Genomic DNA, 18794 nt, shown 5'->3' with positions numbered 1-18794 from the left:
TTGGTCTTCCCATGATGATTAAAGTTAAATCTTTTTTAGGAAAACACTCTCTTAGTTTTTAATCAATTATGTCCAAATTATGCTGACGATTTACATCTTTACCTATGTTTGAGATCTTTTTAATTAAGTTTTTATTGGAGATAATTTGGTATAATAAATTCAACTCTTTTTTTAGAAAAAACATATCACCATCAAAATTTAAGTTATAAAAAGTGCCATGCTTAATTATAAAAGGTTTTGGTTTATCAGTTTGATATTTTGTTATAGAGTCTGACTGTTTATATATTTCTAGTCTAAGTGGTATACTATTTTCAAATTCTATCATGATAGAATCTATCTCTTCGTTATTTTTAAAAAGAGTTTTAATATTTTCATTGATACCCTCCTTTTTAAATTTAATTTGATTCTGCCCAAAAACATTTGTTGAGAGGATTGTTAATAAAAATAAAACTATTAGAGTTGAACGCTCTATCATTTTTTTCATAGCTTTTAATAAATTATATTTTGTAATATTTCTTTTGAGTATTTCTAAAATCGTTATTTCTATCATCCGCAAAAGTGATGTGGATATGGGTGCTATAATTTTTACATGTACAACAGCAACATAGTTATAGGTGCCATTTAATATTCTTTCATATTCTGTTAAATAGCCATCATACGCTGTATCGCCTAAAATATTTAAAATCTTTTTGTTGAAATAGCATCTTTTTAATAAAATATTGGATCATTAGGATCCTCCTGATAATCTTTAATTTTTAAACGTCTGTAACTTCCTTCTGCCGAAAATGTGAAAGTTTTATCTGGATTGAGGCGAAGATATATATCAATCAAACTTGTCCTTTGCGTATTACTAACTCTAGGTTTAAAAAGCCATTTTACATTTCTGTTTGGAAAATTTTTGCGAATCTTTTCTTGAACAGGTTGACTGGCCTCAAAATAGTGATATGTTTTCATCAAATACTGATACAGAGGCTCTGATTTCCCATAAATTATTTCACTGTTTTGAATACCTCCAATTCTATTGATCACAGCCTGAATAATTAATACCGAATCTGTAATGACATCAGTACAATCTTTATAATTTGTATTTAGAAGGGTTATGAAATCTTGTTTATTTTCAGGGTTTAAAATAGCGCTAGCTCCTGGTCCAGACGGGAAAATATCTTGAACAACTGATTTTTTCGATGTAATCACTAAATTTAAATTTTTTTTCTCATTGGATTTTTGAATCTCTGATCCTAATTGATCTTGAAAAATAAATCGGTATAAAAGATTGTATTGGAGTTCTAAGCATAATTTATCCCCTTCAAAATCTAAACTATAAATAGTTGATTTTCTTTTAAGATCTGGATTTGAAGATTTTCCCTCTAAAGGTTCATATAAAAATAAAAACGTTGGAGTATTATTTATGTATTCAATATATATTGAATCAATATTTTGATAGGTATCATATATTTCAGAGATCTTTTTATTATTTTTAAATACAGATTGCGCATGGCTGTTTAGAATTGAAGTTCCAAAAATTATAAAAAATAAAAAAAGTGTTTTTATAAAGTCTTTCATGATAGAATGAAGTTTTAAAATTTATGATATTTTTTTTGCGTTTGATCCCCATACTTAGTTCATACTATCACTTTCATTTGTTAAGGTGAATATTGGATAATCGTTCTGTTGTCCTATATATAACAGATTACCATACCAAGAATTTTCTTTAAATATATAAGAACCATCCTGTATAGCCTTATTAAAATCCAATTCAAGACTAGATACCGTGTTCGTTCCCTGTTTAGCTATATCAATCAATTGACCTTTTGTTATCAGATAGTTCCTTCCCATTGTTGATACAGTAGGACTAAAAGTCATTCTGATAAAAGCAACACCACCATTATCCCAATTTTTAGAAGCTCTAGCAAAATAAAGCTCTCAGTTAATATGCATATCTACACTTTCAGAGGGTAATGTTTTATCAAGACATCCTCCATATACCGTTTTTGCACCTGCTGGTTGTCCACCTTTTAGGTAGCAAGGAAAACGTTCTTGCAAAAGATTAGAACTATAGCACACATACTAAATTTGACCTGTAGATTTTCTATTTCTTTAAATTGTTTATAATCTTCTTGTTAAAGATAAAAATAATATATGGCTTTCTTTTCTTCTTTCAGCAGACCTTTTCAGGAACGATACATTGAGGGAAATTCGAATTTTATTAATTTAAAGGGTATTCAAGAATTAGTAGAACTAAATGGTAAATGTCAATATGATTTATATAAATTGATTGCTTGATGCACAGAAATTACTAGTAATTGTATTCAACATAATTATTATTCCGTTACTGTTAAGAACTGTATTAGATCATGTTCCTCCAGCTTGTAATGGGAAAGAATCTTTTAATCAAGTTCTTTTCAGAATTTCATGGACCAAAGTATAAGACTAAAATAGAAATATTATCACGTCTATAAAAATTACGAAAAAAAATTAGCTGATATGATTATTCATGAAAGACTGAGGAAATTTGAGCCAGATATGATAGTTCAGGAACTGTCTTTTATTCCTGAAATCGATTATCTTTTACTAGGCTTGAAAACGCTATAGTACAATTACCTCAAAAATGCTGTATGGTTTTTAAGATGAGCTGAGAAGATTTAAAAACGCATAAGGAAATTGCTGCCGAACTTAATATATTTAAAAAAACTGTCAATAATCACTTAAGGAAGGCAAGTAAAGACTTCAGTGAATCACTAGCTAAAGAAAAGACAAGTAATATAAAAGCGGAACAAAGTTCCGCTTTTATATTACTTGGTTTCAATTGTCGGTAGCTACATTGTACTTCAGTACATTATCGCATTTTATTCATGAGTTTGACCTACTACAACCTTGAAGTAGACGGAAGGATACATAACATATTCTCCTGAACATGGTTTCCCGTCAAAAAGATACAACTTCATTATAGTTGAGGATGAAATTGCCGAATTACATTCAAAGATCTTTTCGGAATCAAACTGAAGAGGTATTAATACTGTTTTGGATTCATACCCCTTTTTTTTGAGATCTACATAAATACTATTGAAATCAAGCTTTCCTTTAATGTTTTGCACATATTTGACAAATGAGTCATGAGCACTATCTGAAAAACTAATAGTTGGTGTACCTCCATTGCTATTAAAATTTACTTTCATCAATGCGATAGTTGCAATACAACTATCGCGCAGTTCGGGAGGGTATTTTAAAGTTTCAGATATGCTCGAATAAAACTTTTCAAATGATGGAAATTCATCACTTTTCTGGCAAAAGCCGTTAAGAGAAATAAAAAGTAATAGCAGTGTAGAAAAAAAATACGTTTTCATAATTTAAAATTTTTATTGACATTTTGCTCCTTTATAACCAAGTTCGTAATCAGCTAAAATTCGAGTTCTATCATTTAATGATGGCAATTTATTTCCCAATTTAGATTGAATTGAACTCCATGTTTGATTATTAACGCTATTTTGAAATGCTTTGTACAATCCTCCGAAAGCTACATAAGCATCCTGTACAGTAGAACTAAAAGTCATTCTGATAAAAGCAACACCACCATTATCCCAATTCTTAGAAGCCCTAGCAAAATAAAGCTCATAGTTTATATACATGTCTTAATTATCAAAGGATAATGTTTTAACAAGACATCCATTATATATCTATTTTGCACCTGCCGGTTGTCCACCTTTTATGCAGCAAAGAAAATGCTCTTCCAAAAGATTAGAGCCATAGCACGCATACCAAACTTTATCCTGTAAATCATCCATTTCTTTAAATTGGTTATAACCTTCGTGTTGAAGATATAAATAATATAAGGATTTCTTTTCTTCTTCAAGCAGACCTTTTCAGGAATTCAGTTAAATATCATCGTATTCAGCTTCGGTACTTATTCGCACGCTGTTCGGGAAGGCTTCGGGAAATGTCTATTGTGCCTATACTGTTTGTATACTGTTTGTCTACCTTGCCTCTACAGAAACAGTATAGGCCGAGTATAGGCAGGGTAGAGAAACAGTAGAGACGTTCCGAAAAAGGGGCGAAACAGTCTCGAATAAAGACTGAATCCTTCTAGTGTAAATAGAAATGTCTTTTTATATAGTAAAGTAGCTTTGAAATAAATTGATAGATAAATATATCACTAATGTCCATTATCTGACATTAATCGTCCGATATCGGACATCACGAATCCTTGTAAGGTATTCATTAAAAGTTGATTGAGTATTTGGCAAATCTATTGATAATTATCATGCGAAATATTAATTCGAAACAAGAATGAATGCTTTATATCCAATATACATGAAAACCAAAATGAAATATCTGATTATTTTTATTTTAACGATAATATTCCATTACAACTCAGTAGCACAACAAGACTCTCTGAAATCCTTTATTCAATCTTATGTAACGAAGAATGGCTTTGACGGAACTATACTAGTTCAACAGGATTCTGCTATAATCTATCATGAGAGCTTTGGTATAGCAGATCGAAGATTTGATGTTCAATAAACAATGAAACTATCTACAATATTGCATCGATAACAAAGGCTTTTACAGCAGTCCTGATCCTTCAACTGGTAGAGCAGGGAAAGTTGGAGTTAAATAAACCTTTTAAGACTTATTTACCTGAATATCCAGATAAAGTAAGTTTAAAAGTTACCTTACATCAGCTGCTTAACCATAATTCGGGAGTTGTACTCATTGATACAGTTTCAAGTGTAGATAACGCGATGAAATATGGTCTGGGTATATTTCAGACTCCGTATACTTCAGATCAGATTTTAAAAAGTTTTTGGGATAAACCTCTTGCAAATGAACCGGGTACTAAGTTCACTTACAATAATGCAGATTACATTATTTTAGGGAAAATCATTGAAAAGATCTATCGTAAAACTTATGAAGAGGTGTTGTATGAAAAGATATTAAGACCTTTGGACATGCATAATTCGGGCGTAATGCATGAGAAAGATATAATAAAAAATCTAGCAAGTACTTATTTTAAGGACAAAAATTCAGCTATTTTCATTAATAGTTTACCTATGTTTATAGAAAACTGGTATGCCGCTGGTGCCATGTATTGTTCACCTTCAGATCTACTGAAATTCTCTAACGCTCTGTATGGACTAAAATTAATAAGTAAAAGAAGTCTTGATTCAATGCTTACTCCCGGACTTGATGATTATGGTTATGGGGTATGGATTAAAGGTCTAGGAGATGAAAGACGAATGGAGAGATATGGACAAATAATGGGTATTAACGCAGTATGGATGAAATTTTTGAATAAGACCACTACGATTATTATTCTGAGCAATACGAATGTTGCTAACCTTGGTGAACTAGCATTAAAAATCGAGATGAACGTCCCTAAATAACCCATAATATCCAGAAAGCCGATTACAAAAAGTAACAAATTTACAGATATCCAACTTCGTCGGTGCACAGAGTTAGCAACTTCAATAGCTACTTTTTGTTCTTAAGCAACCATTCATATATTTCCGGTTTAGTTTCATATAAATCTTCAATCCCATGACCTCTATTTTTTAGTTTGGTAAATTTTATTTTTCCATTACATTTTCTCAAGCCATTGACAATTCGTTCTGTTTCATGGATAGAGATTTGATCGTCAGCAGTACCATGAAATGTCCAGATCGGTGTTTTACTAAGATTGCATACTCTCGTCATATCACTATCGTTAATTCCACCGCACAATGGTACAATAGCCGCTAAGGTATCGGGGAAATCCAGGGCAACTATATATGTCCCATAGCCACCCATGCTGATGCCAGTACAGTAAACCCTACTGGTGTCGATTCTATATTGAGACATTAGATCAGAGTAAAGAGGTTCAAACCAATTCTCTGATGACCAGTATTTGTCAGCGGGACATTGTGGGGAAGCAATTATAAAATCAAAATCATGTCCCTTTTGTATAAGGTAGGGCATTCCGTACACTTTAAGCTTATTTATGTCATTTCCTCTTTGCGATCCTCCATGTAGATAAATTAATAGCGGATATTTTTTTCCACTAGAACTATAATCCTTTGGCAGATACAAGTCATAGTTATACTTAGCTTTATCCTTTACTTGTCCATTTGAGTGCATAGAAAAAATAAGAAATAGGAGTGTTAAAATGTATGGTGTCATTTTAAATAATATAGATATAAACCAATTTCATTTGTATATAGCTTGCTTAATCGATGCAGAGGTGTAACAGCTCCTACAAGAGAGATATATTTTTATTTTTAACAAGGATATAATTACTGCTTGTTTCATCTCTTATGACCGTATAATATTTATTTAATTGTAATGACCAACCGTCCCCCTCTATTAATTGGCCATTTATTTTTGTAGGAATACTGATAGATATTTTATTCCAATTAGGGAACATTAAAGCACCATTATTTACTTCAAGAACCCCCCAGTTATCTGTTACTCTCATATTCGGATAAACTGTTCCTTTATCACCGATTGGAACTATATTGCGTGGGTCAAAAGAAATATTCATATTTTCGAAACCTATTTCAAAATGTGGTTGCTCTATAAATTTAGAGTTATATTCTGCTATTCTTATTTTTATTTTTGCCTCTCTTATTTCTTCTTCCTGAATAATTTCTTCGCCGTTATATTCTTTAAAAATTTTCACAACAGTAGCTTTTAAATCAGTAGGTATCTTAATATTTAAATTTTCAATAAAAAAATCTGTTAGGTTATTATCAGCAGATATTTTTTGATTCCAATATTTATCCTTTTTACTTAGAAAATTACCATATATAGGAGTAGTATTATAAGCAAAAGACCGCACATAGGTAGGATTTTTGATAAAAGTATTTACACTATTGACAAAGTGCTGTTTTGCCGCTTCTTTATTTCTATTGCTAATCATAAAACCTGTATATTCTGCAAGACCCTCGTTAAGTTCGAGTTGATTTTCAGTGTCATAAGATTCGGGGAAAATAGCATTTCTATACTTTCTAAAAATAAAGGCATTGGTTAAATGCTTGCTTTGCTCTTTCTGTGTATTAGAAAGAATCGCTTTCTTGAGAGCTTCCAATTCCAACCGTAAATATATTCTTCCATCTTTTAGATCCAGATGGTTACTTTCTTTGTTATATTGGGTAAATCCCAAAGAAATCTGCACTGTATGAAAAAGCTCGTGAGCTAATAAGTTGATTCTGTCATATCTATCTTTAAACAGAGGAAGCATTATCATTGCCCAAGTTTTGCCATTCCATTGCATTGAGGTATTTGCAATATTAATGCTGTCGGGTAATGTACCAACATAAATATCTTTTTGTAGCTTTAAAGTATTCTTAATATCAGGTTCATTACTGTATAGTAGGCGATTTTCAGGATTAACTAATAAAATACTTCCATATAAATCTCTATTCCATAATTCTACCTCTTGTTTTGTTACATATTTAATTTCTTTGAAATAATTGGAGATACTGTCTATATTTTCAACTTTAGACTGTTGTGCAAATGCTATTGAAATATGGATTAAACATACAATGACCGTAAACACCTTTTTCATAATCTGGCTATAATTTTATAAGATAACTAAAACAAAATTAAACAAATATTTAAACCATTTATTGGATTGGTCTGAATTCCTACAATCATTCTTTGTTTATGCATTTCTTTTCAAGATCTGCTCCCAGAATGACAATTTTTAGCAAGAGTTCTTTTATTTCTATGCTATTTATTGGATAAAGCAGAGAAGCATTGTATCGAGAAAGGTGAGCGTCAAAAAGCTATTTCAATTGCATTAGAATTTAAGAAAATGGGTGTACCTGTCGAGCAAATTGCTAAGGGTACCACACTTTCCATAGAAGAACTCCGAAGGATTCTACGCAGTAAAATAGAAAAAATCAAGAAACCTATATTTTTAAAATATAAAGAACCGCTTTGATAACTAAGCGGTTTTTTTTTGTGCCTTTGTTATTGACAAGTGGACGACAGCAGAATAACCCCATTCCAGGTTCAACCACTTCACCTACCCATTTCCACCATTCACCGAGTTTTTAGTTGGTTTAGTCTAATTGCGATAGGGTAGGGACGATTTACACCCTACTTTTGAATCAACAAACAAATAGCAACTAACAATATAACATAAAGACATTATGAAAACTATAGCAAAAACATTCGCAGCAGCAGCCTTGATCGCAGTATCAACATTCACTATGGCAGCAGGCAAACCACTAGGAGACAACTCTAAAAAAGCGGTCGTCAATCTATCCACAGCAGATCTAGCCATTGATCATTACGTTGCGGTTATGACCGAAGGACAGTCGGCAGGAGTAGAGCAGTTGTTTACCTCAGATTTTAAACAGAAAGTACATGCCTCAACAGATAGGATCAACAGCCGTTCAGAAGTTATTTCATTCTTGAAAAAACAAAAAGGGGAGCAGCTGAACTGTAAAACAAGCACTACCATTGTTGAGCAATCCAGTGACTACATGGTGGCAAAAGTAACCCAACAATTTGAAGGGTTTACCAAGACCGATTTAATCACATTGGTCAATGACGGTGGTAACTGGAAAGTATCTCAATCTATCAACTCGTATAAGTAAGTTAAGTAAATTTCATATGTTTATTCAAAGCCACGTCGAGAGATGTGGCTTTTCTTTTTAGTATTCACAACTATTTTACCCAACAACAAACGTTTTTTCCTATTCTTTTAACAGTAAGTAGAGAACTATTTGATTTGATAAATAATTTAGTATTTTTGCTAAATTATTTGGTTTAAAAAGTTTTGTTTTTTATTTTTACTTGATAACCAGTAATATACCATTATGAGTGTAAAGATAAGTAACCTTTCGAAGTACATCGATATCTTAAGTGACTTCGGTTGGAAATTTTATTTCGGTCGAGAGGAGAATAAGGGTAACCTAATTAATTTTCTGAATAGTATTTTAGAAGGCGAACATGTTGTAGAGGATCTTACCTATAGCAATGTGGAGGAAGATGGCGATGAACCTAATGAGCGCAAAGTTATTTTTGATTTGCGATGTGTTGGTGTAGGTGGAGAAGTTTTTCTAGTAGAGATGCAATTGCAGAATCAGGATTTCTTTTTTGATCGTGCGGTGGGTTACACCTCTAGGACCATTAGTCGTCTAGCTAAAAAAGGAAAGAAAGGAGATAATTATGAGTTACCGCCAATTTATTTTATCGCTGTTTTAGGCTTTCGTTTGGATGTTGCCAATAGTGATAAGTACTTTTATAGTGGTAAGATTATTGACGAATTCGATCAGGAGGTGCTATATCCTAAGTTGAGTTACAAGATGCTTGTATTACCTAATTTTAATAAAGCTAAAGCCGATTTACCGACGATTCTGGATCAATGTATGTATCTTATGAAGCACTTGGATAAAATCGATAAGCTACCTAACTATTTGGATAAAAGAATATTCTCCCGTATCTTTGAACTAGGAGAACTGGCAAAACTAACGCCTGAGGAACAGATGTCATACATATCCAGCTTAGATCGTAAACGCGATTATACCAACACGTTGGCATACGCAAAAAAAGAAGGACAGAAAGAAGCAGAGGCTAAAGCCTATGCTGAGAAAATCGCTTCAGCAAGAGAGTTAAAGAAATCTGGAGTAAGCAATGAAATTATTTCAAAAAGTTTAGGCATATCTTTGGAGGTTATTAACAAACTTTAAAATCGAAAAACTGAAGTAGAACAGTGTTCTAAAATATACAGAACCGTTTGGGATGACCAAGCGGTTTTTTTTGTGCAATTCCAAATCATTCCTTCTTCTATGAATGAAAGGTAGTTTTCTGCTTCATAGGATAAACTTTACTTTTAGTCATGAAGAGAAGAAAGAGTGTCTAAAAAATTTTCAGACAATTTATAAGAAATGTGGTAATCAAAAGGTAATGGAAATTTATCTCTTTAATTTCAGCTCACTAAATAGCGTGTTTCTTTTAAGATATATACAGAAATAAATCGCTATTTTTAATAAAGGATAGCTTATATTTTCCAAACCCAAACCTTTGAACAAATAATATAAAAAGACGGAGCAATGATTTTTTTCTTAGATATAGACGGAGTATTGGTTCATGCTAATCCACATCAGAAAGTGGAATTGGATGAGGATGGTTTTTATAAGTTTAATCCGCAAGCTATTCAGATTTTAAAGTCTGTTATTTATAAAACGAAGGACAAAGTCATTCTTTCCACATCACATCGTTTTAAATATAGTATTCAAGAATGGAAAGTCATTTTTAAAACTAGGGGACTGGAGCTGAAAAATCTATCCATTTTAGATGATAAAGAGTATTTTTCAAATCATCGATATACTCGAAGAGAGGAGATTTTCGGATGGATTCAATCCAATAATTTAGACTATAAAGAGGTTGTAATTATAGATGATGATAAGTCCCTGAATGATTTACCTGCACATCTAAAGGATCGGTTAGTCTTGACGAATTCTTATACTGGTTTAAATGATATAAATGACTTAAAACGAATTTTACAGAGAAGGTTGTCAAGTAAGATCGATTGAGAACTTGCCGTTCTACAATATTAAACACGAGGCTGTGATTACTCCCGTAAATTCAATTGAGAAATCAAGAATAATACAATTTATTACAACGGTTAAAATTAATTGATCATGGAGTTTTTAAATTCGGACTCACATTTATCGCTACTATATCGTAAAGCCAAAGAAAGCTTCGAATGGTGTATTCAAAGTGATGAAAATGAATTCTTGAAAGATGAATTAAGCATGTCTTTTGATGATATTGTGTTAATTGAAAAAGATATAAAAATTGTATTTTCGAAAAGAGTTTTCGAGGAGTATAATATTGAGGTATGTTTACTTTTGTCTGCAGGTAATATTGAAGTTGGCAAATACCTATATATTGAAAATGATAAAAATGAAGGTATTGATGATAGTTTAATTTTGTATTAGATTAACATTGAGAAGAGAAATCCGTTAGCTTATTATTAACTAAGGTTAAGCGTTACGCTTCGAAACTTTTTTCAAATAAAGTCATTAGGACTACGATATAAATAATTTGTTTTTAATGAAAAGAAAAACTATAATTTTGGTGATTGTTTTGGCTTTGATAGCTTTTTTTCTCTTTGGTGTAAAATATGAAACGATCATATATCTGGGTATGTCATCTTCAACATCAGACGGTTACAGTATTGATGCACAAGTGAAAATAGATGGAGAGCTGATTACAAAAGATAGTATCAATAATAATCCATATAAATATAAGACGATAAAAAAGAAATTGGGTATTGGTTTTCGGAAAGTTGAAATTTTATCTGTAAAAGCTGATGTTTACAGCACAATGTCTTTGTTTATATTACCAAATCAATATATCTTGATGGAATTTTATCCAAGACTAAGGTCTAAAGGAGAAGAGCCAGAGTTTGATATAGTAAATGGATTTAATCCATTTCGTTATGAGTGATTCCAGATAATTAAATGGAAAAAGTGTAGAGCGTTACGATTACGATGCTAGATTCGTCGTCTGTCTCGATATATCGGGAATACAGAGATCGGCAAATTTAATTTGCTATATCCATTGGCGGAGGACTTTGATCATGTCTCCGCCTATAACGATGGTATGAATAATCCTATCCTGACGACTGATTCTGAATGGAATCGTGGGATTTAAGGGATATTTAGATGGCTTTGAGATAGATGAATATATGGTAAATGATGATCATTGGAAATCTGGTTTTATTAAAGAATAGAAAAGTTGTTTTTTATAAATTATTCATTTTTAGTTAGGTTACAAAAAGCATGAGAAGGGAATAATTTATAAAAATGAATATGGGAAATGTTTATATATTGTGGCACACGCACACTGACGAAAATCTCGATGGAGGAGAAGATATTAAATTAATTGGAGTGTACAGTTCCGAGTTATTAGCTGAAGAGGCATTACAAAGAAAATCAAAAGAAAAGGGATTTAAAGATTATTTAGAAGGTTTTGAAATTAGTCGATATATATTAGACCAAGATGCATGGAGCTCTGGTTTTGTGACAAAATAGATCAATCGTTTTTAGTTTCTATAAAAATTTTAAAAACAAACTTTCTTCAAATAAGATGGAATATTTAAAATACAAAAATCATAAATAAAAGTTGGCGGTCAAGATTTTATTTGTGATGAATTTTTGCAACCGTACTTTTAGTTCAAAATGACACGATCACTTTTATAAATTAAGTATAAATACAATTCTAGTTTCTTTTTAGGAAGGTATAATGTTCGTGATTATATCGATGGAATTTAGTAAAATGTTGCAAATACTGATATCACTTACAATCGAGTACACACTAAAAAGCGGAACAAAATATCATACAAAAAATAAGTATCTTTATAATTGAAAAGAAGTCTTTTTAGGGTTTATCAGAATATTTGGAGTTGTCATTGATCTTTCGAAAACAAATGTTGTTTCATCTCAACTTTATAATAGTTTAGAAAGAGTTCAAGTTGCAGAAGCGACCAATATTAAAATTGTAATTATTATGCCAAAAATAAGATGTGTTTGTGATTATGTAATTAGTTTAAGTGAAATTCCAAATCCTAATCAGTATCACATGATATCAGATATTTCTTTCGAGAGATACTTTGATATTGCGATAAAAGCAGAAGAATTATACAACGAGATGAAAATCGTGGTGCGTTGTTCAAATTGTGAAAGATTACATGTTTTTTATAATGGTTGTGATAAAGAACCTGTTATTTATCAAGTAGATCGTTAATTGTGACAGCAGTTCATCTTTAATATGATTGGCTGGACATGTTTTATTTATAGAGATGTCGAAAACTATGATGATAAAAAAATCAAACGGTAAATTTTTTATTTTAGTGTTGTCGTTAATATTTACGATTTCCTGCAGAAATCCATTAAAAGAAACTCTTCGAGGAAACTGGATTATAGAGTCGATGAGTCGTGACTCTGCAGATATTTTACATACTCTTGAAGCTAATATGTTGTCATTTCATGAAAATGGAGAATGTTCATTTGCGCGTACGGACAAAGACCGTTTGGGACTAGGATCTTGGTGTATTTTTAAAGATACTCTTGTAATTGATGGCGGAGTTAGCCCCTTTTCAGGAAGATATTTAGTGAAGGTCAGAACTGATGACGACGAAGTTTTAATTTATTTACGATCCGTTGAAACGAATATAAGCGCTACTAAAATGTTATTTTCTTTTTAGTACAATTAGGAATGGTAAGCCTGCTATAATTTTTGAATACAAAGCACGACTATGGGTTTAGTTTCCTTCCTCGATTTATTGACAAAGCAGAGGTGACTAAATAGCATGTGTGATCTCCTCCCAAAAAACTACAGTTTAGAAGTAAAGAATTTATAGTAAAAATGAGCGATCAAAATTTTGTTGCTCGCTTATTTTTATTTCCAAACTTTTTCTATTTTCACCCTTAAAAATGCAAAGTTTATTCAGTTTAATATTGGATGTATCGATAATTTTTTAAAAATTTAATACGATGAAATATAGTGTTATTTTAATTTGTTTTTTACACTTTTTAATCGCTTGTGGTTCTAATAATATAAAAAAGGATCAAGTAAATGATAAGAAAAGTTCACTGCAGATCGAACTTCCAGAGTTAGTTTATTCTGATAGCGTAGCTTTGTTTAAGGCTGTGGGACAGTTAGATAAAGATTTTGATTTTGAGAAACTGCTTGGTAAATCCGGAATAAATATTTTACTGACCCAGAGTAAACATGATAGCGTTTTTCTTGATTTTTCGATTCTTGATAAAGAATATTCTAATCTTTTTCTAAAAAAAGCTATAAGAATTAAGCAGAAAGGATTTATAAAAAATAATGAACGATTACTATTGGTTTTTGATGATGTTGGTTTATTTGAAAATACAAAAAAATCACAAATTATAGATTTTGGTAAGCAAGAGTTGGAATATCCATTATTAGATGATATTCCACTATATAGGTACTATTTAAATAAGAAAAGAATTTTGGTTTTCGTTGAAGAGTCTTGGTTTTATTAATTGTAATTTAGAAAAAGATTCAAAAGGAAATAAAGAATTTGATAGAGTCGATCCCCCAGAAAACCCTTAATGGGATTATGTAGGTAATTGAAAAACAGATTATATCTGAATAAATCAAATGCGCGCTTAGAAGCCAGTAAGATTATGGCACTAGTTTCGTTTACAATCCCCCTATATCGGGCTTGCTGAAATAGGACGCTGGAATGTCGTATTCTTAACTTCCGAAATGAAACGAACGGAGATAGATTTCTCTAGTGAAATAACAGTTGGGAGCAAGTCAGCAAGCTTTAATTTAAAAGTAAAAGCGAACCTTTAAGAAATCGTATAATCAACTAATCAGTATAAAGAAGCTATCACAAATTATTTTAACAATTGGTTTAAGATCATAATTAACAAAAATTAAATGGAGATCAATGTCGATTTTACTACTATAGTCTTCGTTCTGTTTATCAGTACTGTAATAGTATATGTACTGGTTTCAAGGACACAGCAGAAACGTAGGTTAGAAAAGAACGGACTAAGAACAGAAGGAATTATTGTCGATTTAGATTTTGATCACTGGAGTAGAATCAGTGTTTACTATCCAGTAGTCAGATATCAAACTTTGGATAAGGAGAACGTCAGACGCAAATATTCTGTCGGAAATTACCCTGCAAGTTATGAAATAGGAGAAAAGGTAATTGTAATTTATAATAAAGACGATACCGATGACTTCATTTTAAAGAAAATTAATTAAATGAATTAGGTTCAGCAGAACAGGTGGAAAAAATTATTTATTTGATAGACGCAAAGTGACCTAAGTCTGGGTACGCATAACTTGGGAAGTTATCAATACTGCAATTGTTTTGGTAGCAGCTGTTGGAGTGGTATCAAATGCAAATAAGTATCCTCAATTGGGATATTCTATGAGAATAGCTGGTACACGGAGCAAGGTTCAGTTGAATCCGATGATGCTTTATTCGGGTGATAATCAAGATAGTATTGATTCAAATGGTAATAATTCAGGACTCGCAGAAAAAATAGACTAGTTGATAAAGGGTAGCCAAATGCTACTGTTACTAATGATCCGTGAACAACTACTAAAGTTTATAGACCTAATGGTAATGTACAAAAAGAATAGAATAAAGGACATAGAGTGAATCGGCCTATTAAAAATGAAATAAGTGATCATGTTCATAAACAGCAGCTAATCCTCACCCAATGATCCTAAACCATCTGAAAGACAGCAAGGGTGAACTCCCAAACACAATGAATTAGAGAAGGATAAAGCAAAATAAAAAATTTGTGGAAATAATTAAAAGGTACTATGGTGTATTTAGGAAAGGATGATGAATTACTAGACATATTGGTAAATCAAGCTTATTTGTCGAATGCGGTGATATATCGTATTAATGTATGTTTGATAGACGATGTTCTTTGCGTGGAAGTAAATTTTAAAATCCAAGGTTCAAAAGTAAAAGAAATGAAAATAGTATTTCAAGTTGTGAAAGAATATGGATTTAATTATAATTCTATGTCTTTTTTCTACAACATAGAAATGTTTAAACTTTTAAAATGTGATGGATTTTATTATATAAGTTTTGATCCATATGAAGATAACCTGGAGAGATCCACAATGGATAATGATATAATTTTATTTGAACATTTTGAAGCTTACTCAACTTAAGTGATAAATAACTGAAAGAGCGTAGCCATGAGCTCAGTTGTGAAGGTAAATGACAGATAAATAATAAGTATCTTTAAAATAGCAAGGAAAACCTATAGGGTTCAGCAGAACAGATGGAAAACAATTATTGATCTGATAAATGCAGAGTGACTTAAATCTGTGTACACATACTTTGGAAAGTTCTTATGTTTTAGAGGGGCAATTGGATTACTTGGCTAGATTCGTTGCCTGACCCAATATAGCCGGAATGTTGAAAGTCAGTAAATGGAATGTGGCGAGAGCGGCATGATGATGAATACATCCTTATGGACCAGCATAATTTAGGTATGCAAGTTGGAGCAATGTTTGTCATCGGCTGTCATTGATTAAAGACTTTAGCATATGAAGCTGTTGTTTTAATTATAATAATCAATAAAAAATGAATAATACGTTAAATACAATTTGGGTTTTTCACGGAGAAGGAGGAAGGTTTTCAAGTGGCGTTTTTACTTCAATTGAAAAGGCAGAAATATGGATAGATAAACATAAATTATCAGGAGTTTTAACAGAATATCCAATTGATGAAGGAGTGTACGACTGGGCATTATTTAATAGTTTTTTCAATGTGAAAAAAGAATATCAAATGACGCCAAATTTTATCCAACAATTTACATGCGCAAGTCAAGATCATTATCATTATGAAAATGGAATGCAAATAATCTTGTAACATTTTATTTAAATCCACAAACCGGATTGAATGTTATGGCATCTCCATCAGGGCATTTTATTAGCGGAGCCGCTTTAAGTCCCGCGCAAATTCAAGGGATTTTAACAAAAGGATTTTTATGGTAAATTATATAAAATTATTAGATAAAATAAATTTACAAAAATATATTTATCTTATTGATGTGTTTTTATCTAATGAAATTACAGTTTCATGTTTTTTGGAGCATTTTCTTCAAACTAGAAGGGAAGATAACTATTGGTTGACCTCATCTTTCGATGATGAAGTCAACAGTATTATGGATTCAATTTTTCTTGATATTGACGAATATAATCCAGAAGAATTGTATGACCCTAGTGATGGCTTCAATATTAACGAAGAAGAGTTACGGATAAGGTTAGACAACAAAGTGTCTTTATTAAAAAAGTTAATTTAATATGGGTTTAGACCAATTATTTAACTAAATCTCTAAAATGAATTTCCATGCACCTTTAGGTTACCATTGCTGTAAATTTATAAGCCTTATGTCCAAAATTTACATCAGTACGGAGATTTTCCGTCGGCACCAGGGGCAGACAGCGAAGAGGGCAAAGGTGCCACACAAAGTAAACCGTTGCGCCACATTTCTCCTAGCTATAAATTTACAAATGTGCTATTTTTTTGCAAATACCTGTACGAAGTATTCATTTAAAAGCCCTTTCTTTTCCGAATATTGTTCGATCGTATGATTTACTAGTATAGAACGGATTCTCAGTAGAAGATTTATGGTTTTGTACTGATAACATTCAAGTTGCATTCTATCTTCTGCTCGATTTCTGGTTGTAATTTCGTTTGATATTTTGTCAAGTTTGACAATGAGATTAGTCCCGCGCTTGCAATTATGGCTCCTCCAACAAATGGGAAACCTGCTCCAACTAAATCGAGCATATTTGCTGAAAATAGAAAAGGTAGACAAAATATCATTCCAAAAGTTCCCAGGATTACTGCTAAATATGAACTTATTTTTAGTATAGTTTTCATATCAAATTCTTTTTGTGATTCAGATGTTGAATAATTCATTACATATTCTCTTAAAGTTAAAGTTTGGCAATGTGCATAATCTTCAATACTCCAGGTTTTTATCGGTTTTGATTTTGATCCGTTTTTAAAATCAAAGTAAAATGTTTTCCATAAGTCTGGTAAGAGCATAAAACCAAAAATAAAAATCATAATACTTGGAACTGAATAATTTCCGTTTCCAAGCATAAAAGCCTGCATTCTAATTTCGTCCACTGGAGTCATTTTAAAATCTAACAATACGTGTTTCAAATCGTGACTTTCATAGTTTGGAACTAATCTTAATTTGTTTTCTTCTAAACATTTAGCAATATCTTGACCTAAAGTACCTTCAGGTAGTTTTATTAATTGCCTTTTCTTTTGTTCATATATCTGAGTATCGTGAAATTGTTCTATTGTCCAAACTGAAAGATTAAATGATTTTTTAATAATTCCTCTTGCTATAATCTGTAATATATTCATCTATTCAGCATTAAGATTTTAATAAAACGTCTGATTTTTTGTATACCGATAACACTTGTATTTATTTATGAATCTAATTTACAAAAAAGTTTAGCCAATCCACCGCAGTATTTCCTAAACTCAACTTTTGGTTTACATTTAATCACAATTCCTTTCCAATCAAAAAAGTTTAGAAAGATTCACCTATCTATTTCCACCATTCACCGAGTTTTTAGTTGGTTTAGTCTAATTGCCATAGGGTAGGAACGATTTACACCCTACTTTTGAATCAACAACTAAGAACAATAAACTAACAATATAACATAAAGATATTATGAAAACTTTAGCAAAAACATTCGCAGCAGCCTTGATCGCAGTATCAACATTCACGATGGCAGCAGGCAAACCAACAGGAGACAACGCTAAAAAAGCGGTAGTCAATCTATCCACAGCAGACTTAGCAATTGATCATTACGTTGCAGTTATGACCGAAGGACAGTCGGCAGGAGTAGAGCAGTTGTTTACATTAGATTTTAATCAGAAAGTACAGGCAGCAGAAGCTCAGATCAACAGCCGTTCAGAAGTTATTTCATTCTTGAAAAAGCAAAAAGGCGAGCAGTTAAATTGTAAAACAAGCACAACCATTGTTGAGCAATCTAATGATTTCATGGTTGCAAAAGTGACCCAACAGTTTGAAGGTTTTACCAAGACCGATTTAGTTACCTTGGTCAATGATGGTGGTAACTGGAAAGTATCGCAATCCATCAACTCGTATAAGTAAGTTAAGTAAACTTCATATGTTTAGTAAAAGCCACATCGTGATGTGGACTGACCCCAAAAAGCTGGACTAATTTACGCAGTGTTTTTGATATAATGAGCTCGGTATTCCACCGGGCTCATTCCATTTAAATTAATCCGT

General features: G+C 31.7%; 26 protein-coding genes. 18 read left to right on the top strand and 8 right to left on the bottom strand.

Features of this window, described 5'->3' with window-relative positions:
- Positions 1-58 precede the first annotated feature (58 nt).
- From EDF66_RS25745 to EDF66_RS25720, 5 genes are all read right to left on the bottom strand, one after another.
- Positions 59-550: a hypothetical protein gene (locus EDF66_RS25745; protein WP_132846159.1), complete on the bottom strand. Its 492-nt coding sequence runs from the start codon at positions 548-550 to the stop codon at positions 59-61.
- 158 nt (positions 551-708) lie between these two features.
- Positions 709-1563 (bottom strand): hypothetical protein, encoded by an 855-nt coding sequence (locus EDF66_RS25740; RefSeq protein WP_132846157.1) that lies wholly within the window; start codon positions 1561-1563, stop codon positions 709-711.
- Positions 1564-1617: 54 nt separating this feature from the next.
- Positions 1618-1836 carry a hypothetical protein gene (locus tag EDF66_RS25735; RefSeq protein ID WP_132846155.1) on the bottom strand — a complete coding sequence of 73 codons (219 nt, stop codon included), beginning with the start codon at positions 1834-1836 and terminating at the stop codon, positions 1618-1620.
- A gap of 1010 nt (positions 1837-2846) precedes the next feature.
- Entirely contained in the window at positions 2847-3344 is a 498-nt protein-coding gene (locus tag EDF66_RS25725; protein ID WP_132846153.1) for a hypothetical protein, read from the bottom strand.
- A gap of 12 nt (positions 3345-3356) precedes the next feature.
- On the bottom strand, positions 3357-3626 hold the full coding sequence (locus tag EDF66_RS25720) for a hypothetical protein (protein ID WP_132846151.1): 270 nt from the start codon (positions 3624-3626) through the stop codon (positions 3357-3359).
- A 682-nt stretch (positions 3627-4308) separates the two neighbouring features.
- On the opposite strand from EDF66_RS25720, the gene EDF66_RS25715 reads away from it, so the two are divergent.
- Both EDF66_RS25715 and EDF66_RS25710 read left to right on the top strand, forming a co-directional pair.
- Positions 4309-4518, top strand: a complete 210-nt coding sequence (locus EDF66_RS25715) for a hypothetical protein (protein WP_132846150.1) — start codon at positions 4309-4311, stop codon at positions 4516-4518.
- A complete protein-coding gene (locus tag EDF66_RS25710) occupies positions 4515-5381 on the top strand; it encodes a serine hydrolase domain-containing protein (protein WP_132846148.1) in 867 nt (288 codons plus the stop codon). The genes EDF66_RS25715 and EDF66_RS25710 overlap by 4 nt, the downstream gene beginning before the upstream one ends.
- Before the next feature lie 88 nt (positions 5382-5469).
- Here the strand turns inward: EDF66_RS25710 and EDF66_RS25705 are convergent, their stop codons facing one another.
- Both EDF66_RS25705 and EDF66_RS25700 read right to left on the bottom strand, forming a co-directional pair.
- The gene (locus EDF66_RS25705) at positions 5470-6153 is read right to left on the bottom strand and encodes an alpha/beta hydrolase-fold protein (protein WP_132846147.1); all 684 of its coding nucleotides are present in this window, start codon (positions 6151-6153) and stop codon (positions 5470-5472) included.
- Positions 6154-6226: 73 nt separating this feature from the next.
- Entirely contained in the window at positions 6227-7540 is a 1314-nt protein-coding gene (locus EDF66_RS25700) for a hypothetical protein (protein ID WP_132846145.1), read from the bottom strand.
- 171 nt (positions 7541-7711) lie between these two features.
- On the opposite strand from EDF66_RS25700, the gene EDF66_RS25695 reads away from it, so the two are divergent.
- From EDF66_RS25695 to EDF66_RS25625, 15 genes are all read left to right on the top strand, one after another.
- Positions 7712-7918 (top strand): hypothetical protein, encoded by a 207-nt coding sequence (locus tag EDF66_RS25695; protein WP_132846144.1) that lies wholly within the window; start codon positions 7712-7714, stop codon positions 7916-7918.
- A gap of 211 nt (positions 7919-8129) precedes the next feature.
- Positions 8130-8579, top strand: coding sequence for a nuclear transport factor 2 family protein (locus EDF66_RS25690; protein ID WP_132768857.1), 450 nt, complete (start codon positions 8130-8132; stop codon positions 8577-8579).
- A gap of 222 nt (positions 8580-8801) precedes the next feature.
- A complete protein-coding gene (locus EDF66_RS25685) occupies positions 8802-9674 on the top strand; it encodes an Rpn family recombination-promoting nuclease/putative transposase (RefSeq protein ID WP_132846143.1) in 873 nt (290 codons plus the stop codon).
- Positions 9675-10037: 363 nt separating this feature from the next.
- The gene (locus tag EDF66_RS25680) at positions 10038-10520 is read left to right on the top strand and encodes an HAD domain-containing protein (RefSeq protein ID WP_132846142.1); all 483 of its coding nucleotides are present in this window, start codon (positions 10038-10040) and stop codon (positions 10518-10520) included.
- 108 nt (positions 10521-10628) lie between these two features.
- The gene (locus EDF66_RS25675; protein ID WP_132846141.1) at positions 10629-10928 is read left to right on the top strand and encodes a hypothetical protein; all 300 of its coding nucleotides are present in this window, start codon (positions 10629-10631) and stop codon (positions 10926-10928) included.
- A 115-nt stretch (positions 10929-11043) separates the two neighbouring features.
- Positions 11044-11439 (top strand): hypothetical protein, encoded by a 396-nt coding sequence (locus tag EDF66_RS25670; protein ID WP_132846140.1) that lies wholly within the window; start codon positions 11044-11046, stop codon positions 11437-11439.
- A 359-nt stretch (positions 11440-11798) separates the two neighbouring features.
- The gene (locus EDF66_RS25665) at positions 11799-12026 is read left to right on the top strand and encodes a hypothetical protein (protein ID WP_207898794.1); all 228 of its coding nucleotides are present in this window, start codon (positions 11799-11801) and stop codon (positions 12024-12026) included.
- 475 nt (positions 12027-12501) lie between these two features.
- Positions 12502-12738 carry a hypothetical protein gene (locus EDF66_RS25660; RefSeq protein ID WP_132846139.1) on the top strand — a complete coding sequence of 79 codons (237 nt, stop codon included), beginning with the start codon at positions 12502-12504 and terminating at the stop codon, positions 12736-12738.
- Positions 12739-12805: 67 nt separating this feature from the next.
- Positions 12806-13198, top strand: a complete 393-nt coding sequence (locus EDF66_RS25655; protein ID WP_132846138.1) for a hypothetical protein — start codon at positions 12806-12808, stop codon at positions 13196-13198.
- Between the two features lie 289 nt (positions 13199-13487).
- Positions 13488-14009 (top strand): hypothetical protein, encoded by a 522-nt coding sequence (locus EDF66_RS25650; RefSeq protein WP_132846137.1) that lies wholly within the window; start codon positions 13488-13490, stop codon positions 14007-14009.
- Between the two features lie 403 nt (positions 14010-14412).
- A complete protein-coding gene (locus EDF66_RS25645; protein ID WP_132846136.1) occupies positions 14413-14745 on the top strand; it encodes a DUF3592 domain-containing protein in 333 nt (110 codons plus the stop codon).
- A 109-nt stretch (positions 14746-14854) separates the two neighbouring features.
- The gene (locus EDF66_RS25640; RefSeq protein ID WP_132846135.1) at positions 14855-15037 is read left to right on the top strand and encodes a hypothetical protein; all 183 of its coding nucleotides are present in this window, start codon (positions 14855-14857) and stop codon (positions 15035-15037) included.
- Between the two features lie 278 nt (positions 15038-15315).
- A complete protein-coding gene (locus EDF66_RS25635; RefSeq protein ID WP_132846134.1) occupies positions 15316-15675 on the top strand; it encodes a hypothetical protein in 360 nt (119 codons plus the stop codon).
- A gap of 418 nt (positions 15676-16093) precedes the next feature.
- A complete protein-coding gene (locus tag EDF66_RS25630; protein ID WP_132846132.1) occupies positions 16094-16381 on the top strand; it encodes a hypothetical protein in 288 nt (95 codons plus the stop codon).
- A gap of 118 nt (positions 16382-16499) precedes the next feature.
- Entirely contained in the window at positions 16500-16814 is a 315-nt protein-coding gene (locus EDF66_RS25625) for a colicin immunity domain-containing protein (RefSeq protein ID WP_132846130.1), read from the top strand.
- A gap of 326 nt (positions 16815-17140) precedes the next feature.
- Here the strand turns inward: EDF66_RS25625 and EDF66_RS25620 are convergent, their stop codons facing one another.
- On the bottom strand, positions 17141-17896 hold the full coding sequence (locus tag EDF66_RS25620; protein ID WP_132846129.1) for a hypothetical protein: 756 nt from the start codon (positions 17894-17896) through the stop codon (positions 17141-17143).
- 313 nt (positions 17897-18209) lie between these two features.
- On the opposite strand from EDF66_RS25620, the gene EDF66_RS25615 reads away from it, so the two are divergent.
- A complete protein-coding gene (locus tag EDF66_RS25615) occupies positions 18210-18656 on the top strand; it encodes a nuclear transport factor 2 family protein (RefSeq protein ID WP_132846127.1) in 447 nt (148 codons plus the stop codon).
- The last annotated feature ends 138 nt before the right edge of the window (positions 18657-18794 follow it).

Origin of the sequence: Sphingobacterium sp. JUb20, assembly GCF_004342035.1 — a bacterium.
GTDB lineage: Bacteria > Bacteroidota > Bacteroidia > Sphingobacteriales > Sphingobacteriaceae > Sphingobacterium > Sphingobacterium anhuiense.
This window is presented reverse-complemented; position numbering and strand designations above follow the sequence as displayed.

Coding starts and splice junctions, on each gene's coding strand:
- EDF66_RS25675 (WP_132846141.1), top strand. CDS start 10,629: ATGGAGTTTTTAAATTCGGACTCACATTTATCGCTACTATATCGTAAA.
- EDF66_RS25650 (WP_132846137.1), top strand. CDS start 13,488: ATGAAATATAGTGTTATTTTAATTTGTTTTTTACACTTTTTAATCGCT.
- EDF66_RS25625 (WP_132846130.1), top strand. CDS start 16,500: ATGGTAAATTATATAAAATTATTAGATAAAATAAATTTACAAAAATAT.
- EDF66_RS25690 (WP_132768857.1), top strand. CDS start 8,130: ATGAAAACTATAGCAAAAACATTCGCAGCAGCAGCCTTGATCGCAGTA.
- EDF66_RS25660 (WP_132846139.1), top strand. CDS start 12,502: ATGCCAAAAATAAGATGTGTTTGTGATTATGTAATTAGTTTAAGTGAA.
- EDF66_RS25720 (WP_132846151.1), bottom strand. CDS start 3,626: ATGTATATAAACTATGAGCTTTATTTTGCTAGGGCTTCTAAGAATTGG.
- EDF66_RS25725 (WP_132846153.1), bottom strand. CDS start 3,344: ATGAAAACGTATTTTTTTTCTACACTGCTATTACTTTTTATTTCTCTT.
- EDF66_RS25630 (WP_132846132.1), top strand. CDS start 16,094: ATGAATAATACGTTAAATACAATTTGGGTTTTTCACGGAGAAGGAGGA.
- EDF66_RS25700 (WP_132846145.1), bottom strand. CDS start 7,540: ATGAAAAAGGTGTTTACGGTCATTGTATGTTTAATCCATATTTCAATA.
- EDF66_RS25735 (WP_132846155.1), bottom strand. CDS start 1,836: ATGGGAAGGAACTATCTGATAACAAAAGGTCAATTGATTGATATAGCT.
- EDF66_RS25635 (WP_132846134.1), top strand. CDS start 15,316: ATGGTGTATTTAGGAAAGGATGATGAATTACTAGACATATTGGTAAAT.
- EDF66_RS25645 (WP_132846136.1), top strand. CDS start 14,413: ATGGAGATCAATGTCGATTTTACTACTATAGTCTTCGTTCTGTTTATC.
- EDF66_RS25715 (WP_132846150.1), top strand. CDS start 4,309: ATGAAAACCAAAATGAAATATCTGATTATTTTTATTTTAACGATAATA.
- EDF66_RS25655 (WP_132846138.1), top strand. CDS start 12,806: ATGATGATAAAAAAATCAAACGGTAAATTTTTTATTTTAGTGTTGTCG.
- EDF66_RS25620 (WP_132846129.1), bottom strand. CDS start 17,896: ATGAATATATTACAGATTATAGCAAGAGGAATTATTAAAAAATCATTT.
- EDF66_RS25680 (WP_132846142.1), top strand. CDS start 10,038: ATGATTTTTTTCTTAGATATAGACGGAGTATTGGTTCATGCTAATCCA.
- EDF66_RS25685 (WP_132846143.1), top strand. CDS start 8,802: ATGAGTGTAAAGATAAGTAACCTTTCGAAGTACATCGATATCTTAAGT.
- EDF66_RS25705 (WP_132846147.1), bottom strand. CDS start 6,153: ATGACACCATACATTTTAACACTCCTATTTCTTATTTTTTCTATGCAC.
- EDF66_RS25670 (WP_132846140.1), top strand. CDS start 11,044: ATGAAAAGAAAAACTATAATTTTGGTGATTGTTTTGGCTTTGATAGCT.
- EDF66_RS25745 (WP_132846159.1), bottom strand. CDS start 550: ATGATAGAAATAACGATTTTAGAAATACTCAAAAGAAATATTACAAAA.
- EDF66_RS25740 (WP_132846157.1), bottom strand. CDS start 1,563: ATGAAAGACTTTATAAAAACACTTTTTTTATTTTTTATAATTTTTGGA.
- EDF66_RS25665 (WP_207898794.1), top strand. CDS start 11,799: ATGAATATGGGAAATGTTTATATATTGTGGCACACGCACACTGACGAA.
- EDF66_RS25615 (WP_132846127.1), top strand. CDS start 18,210: ATGAAAACTTTAGCAAAAACATTCGCAGCAGCCTTGATCGCAGTATCA.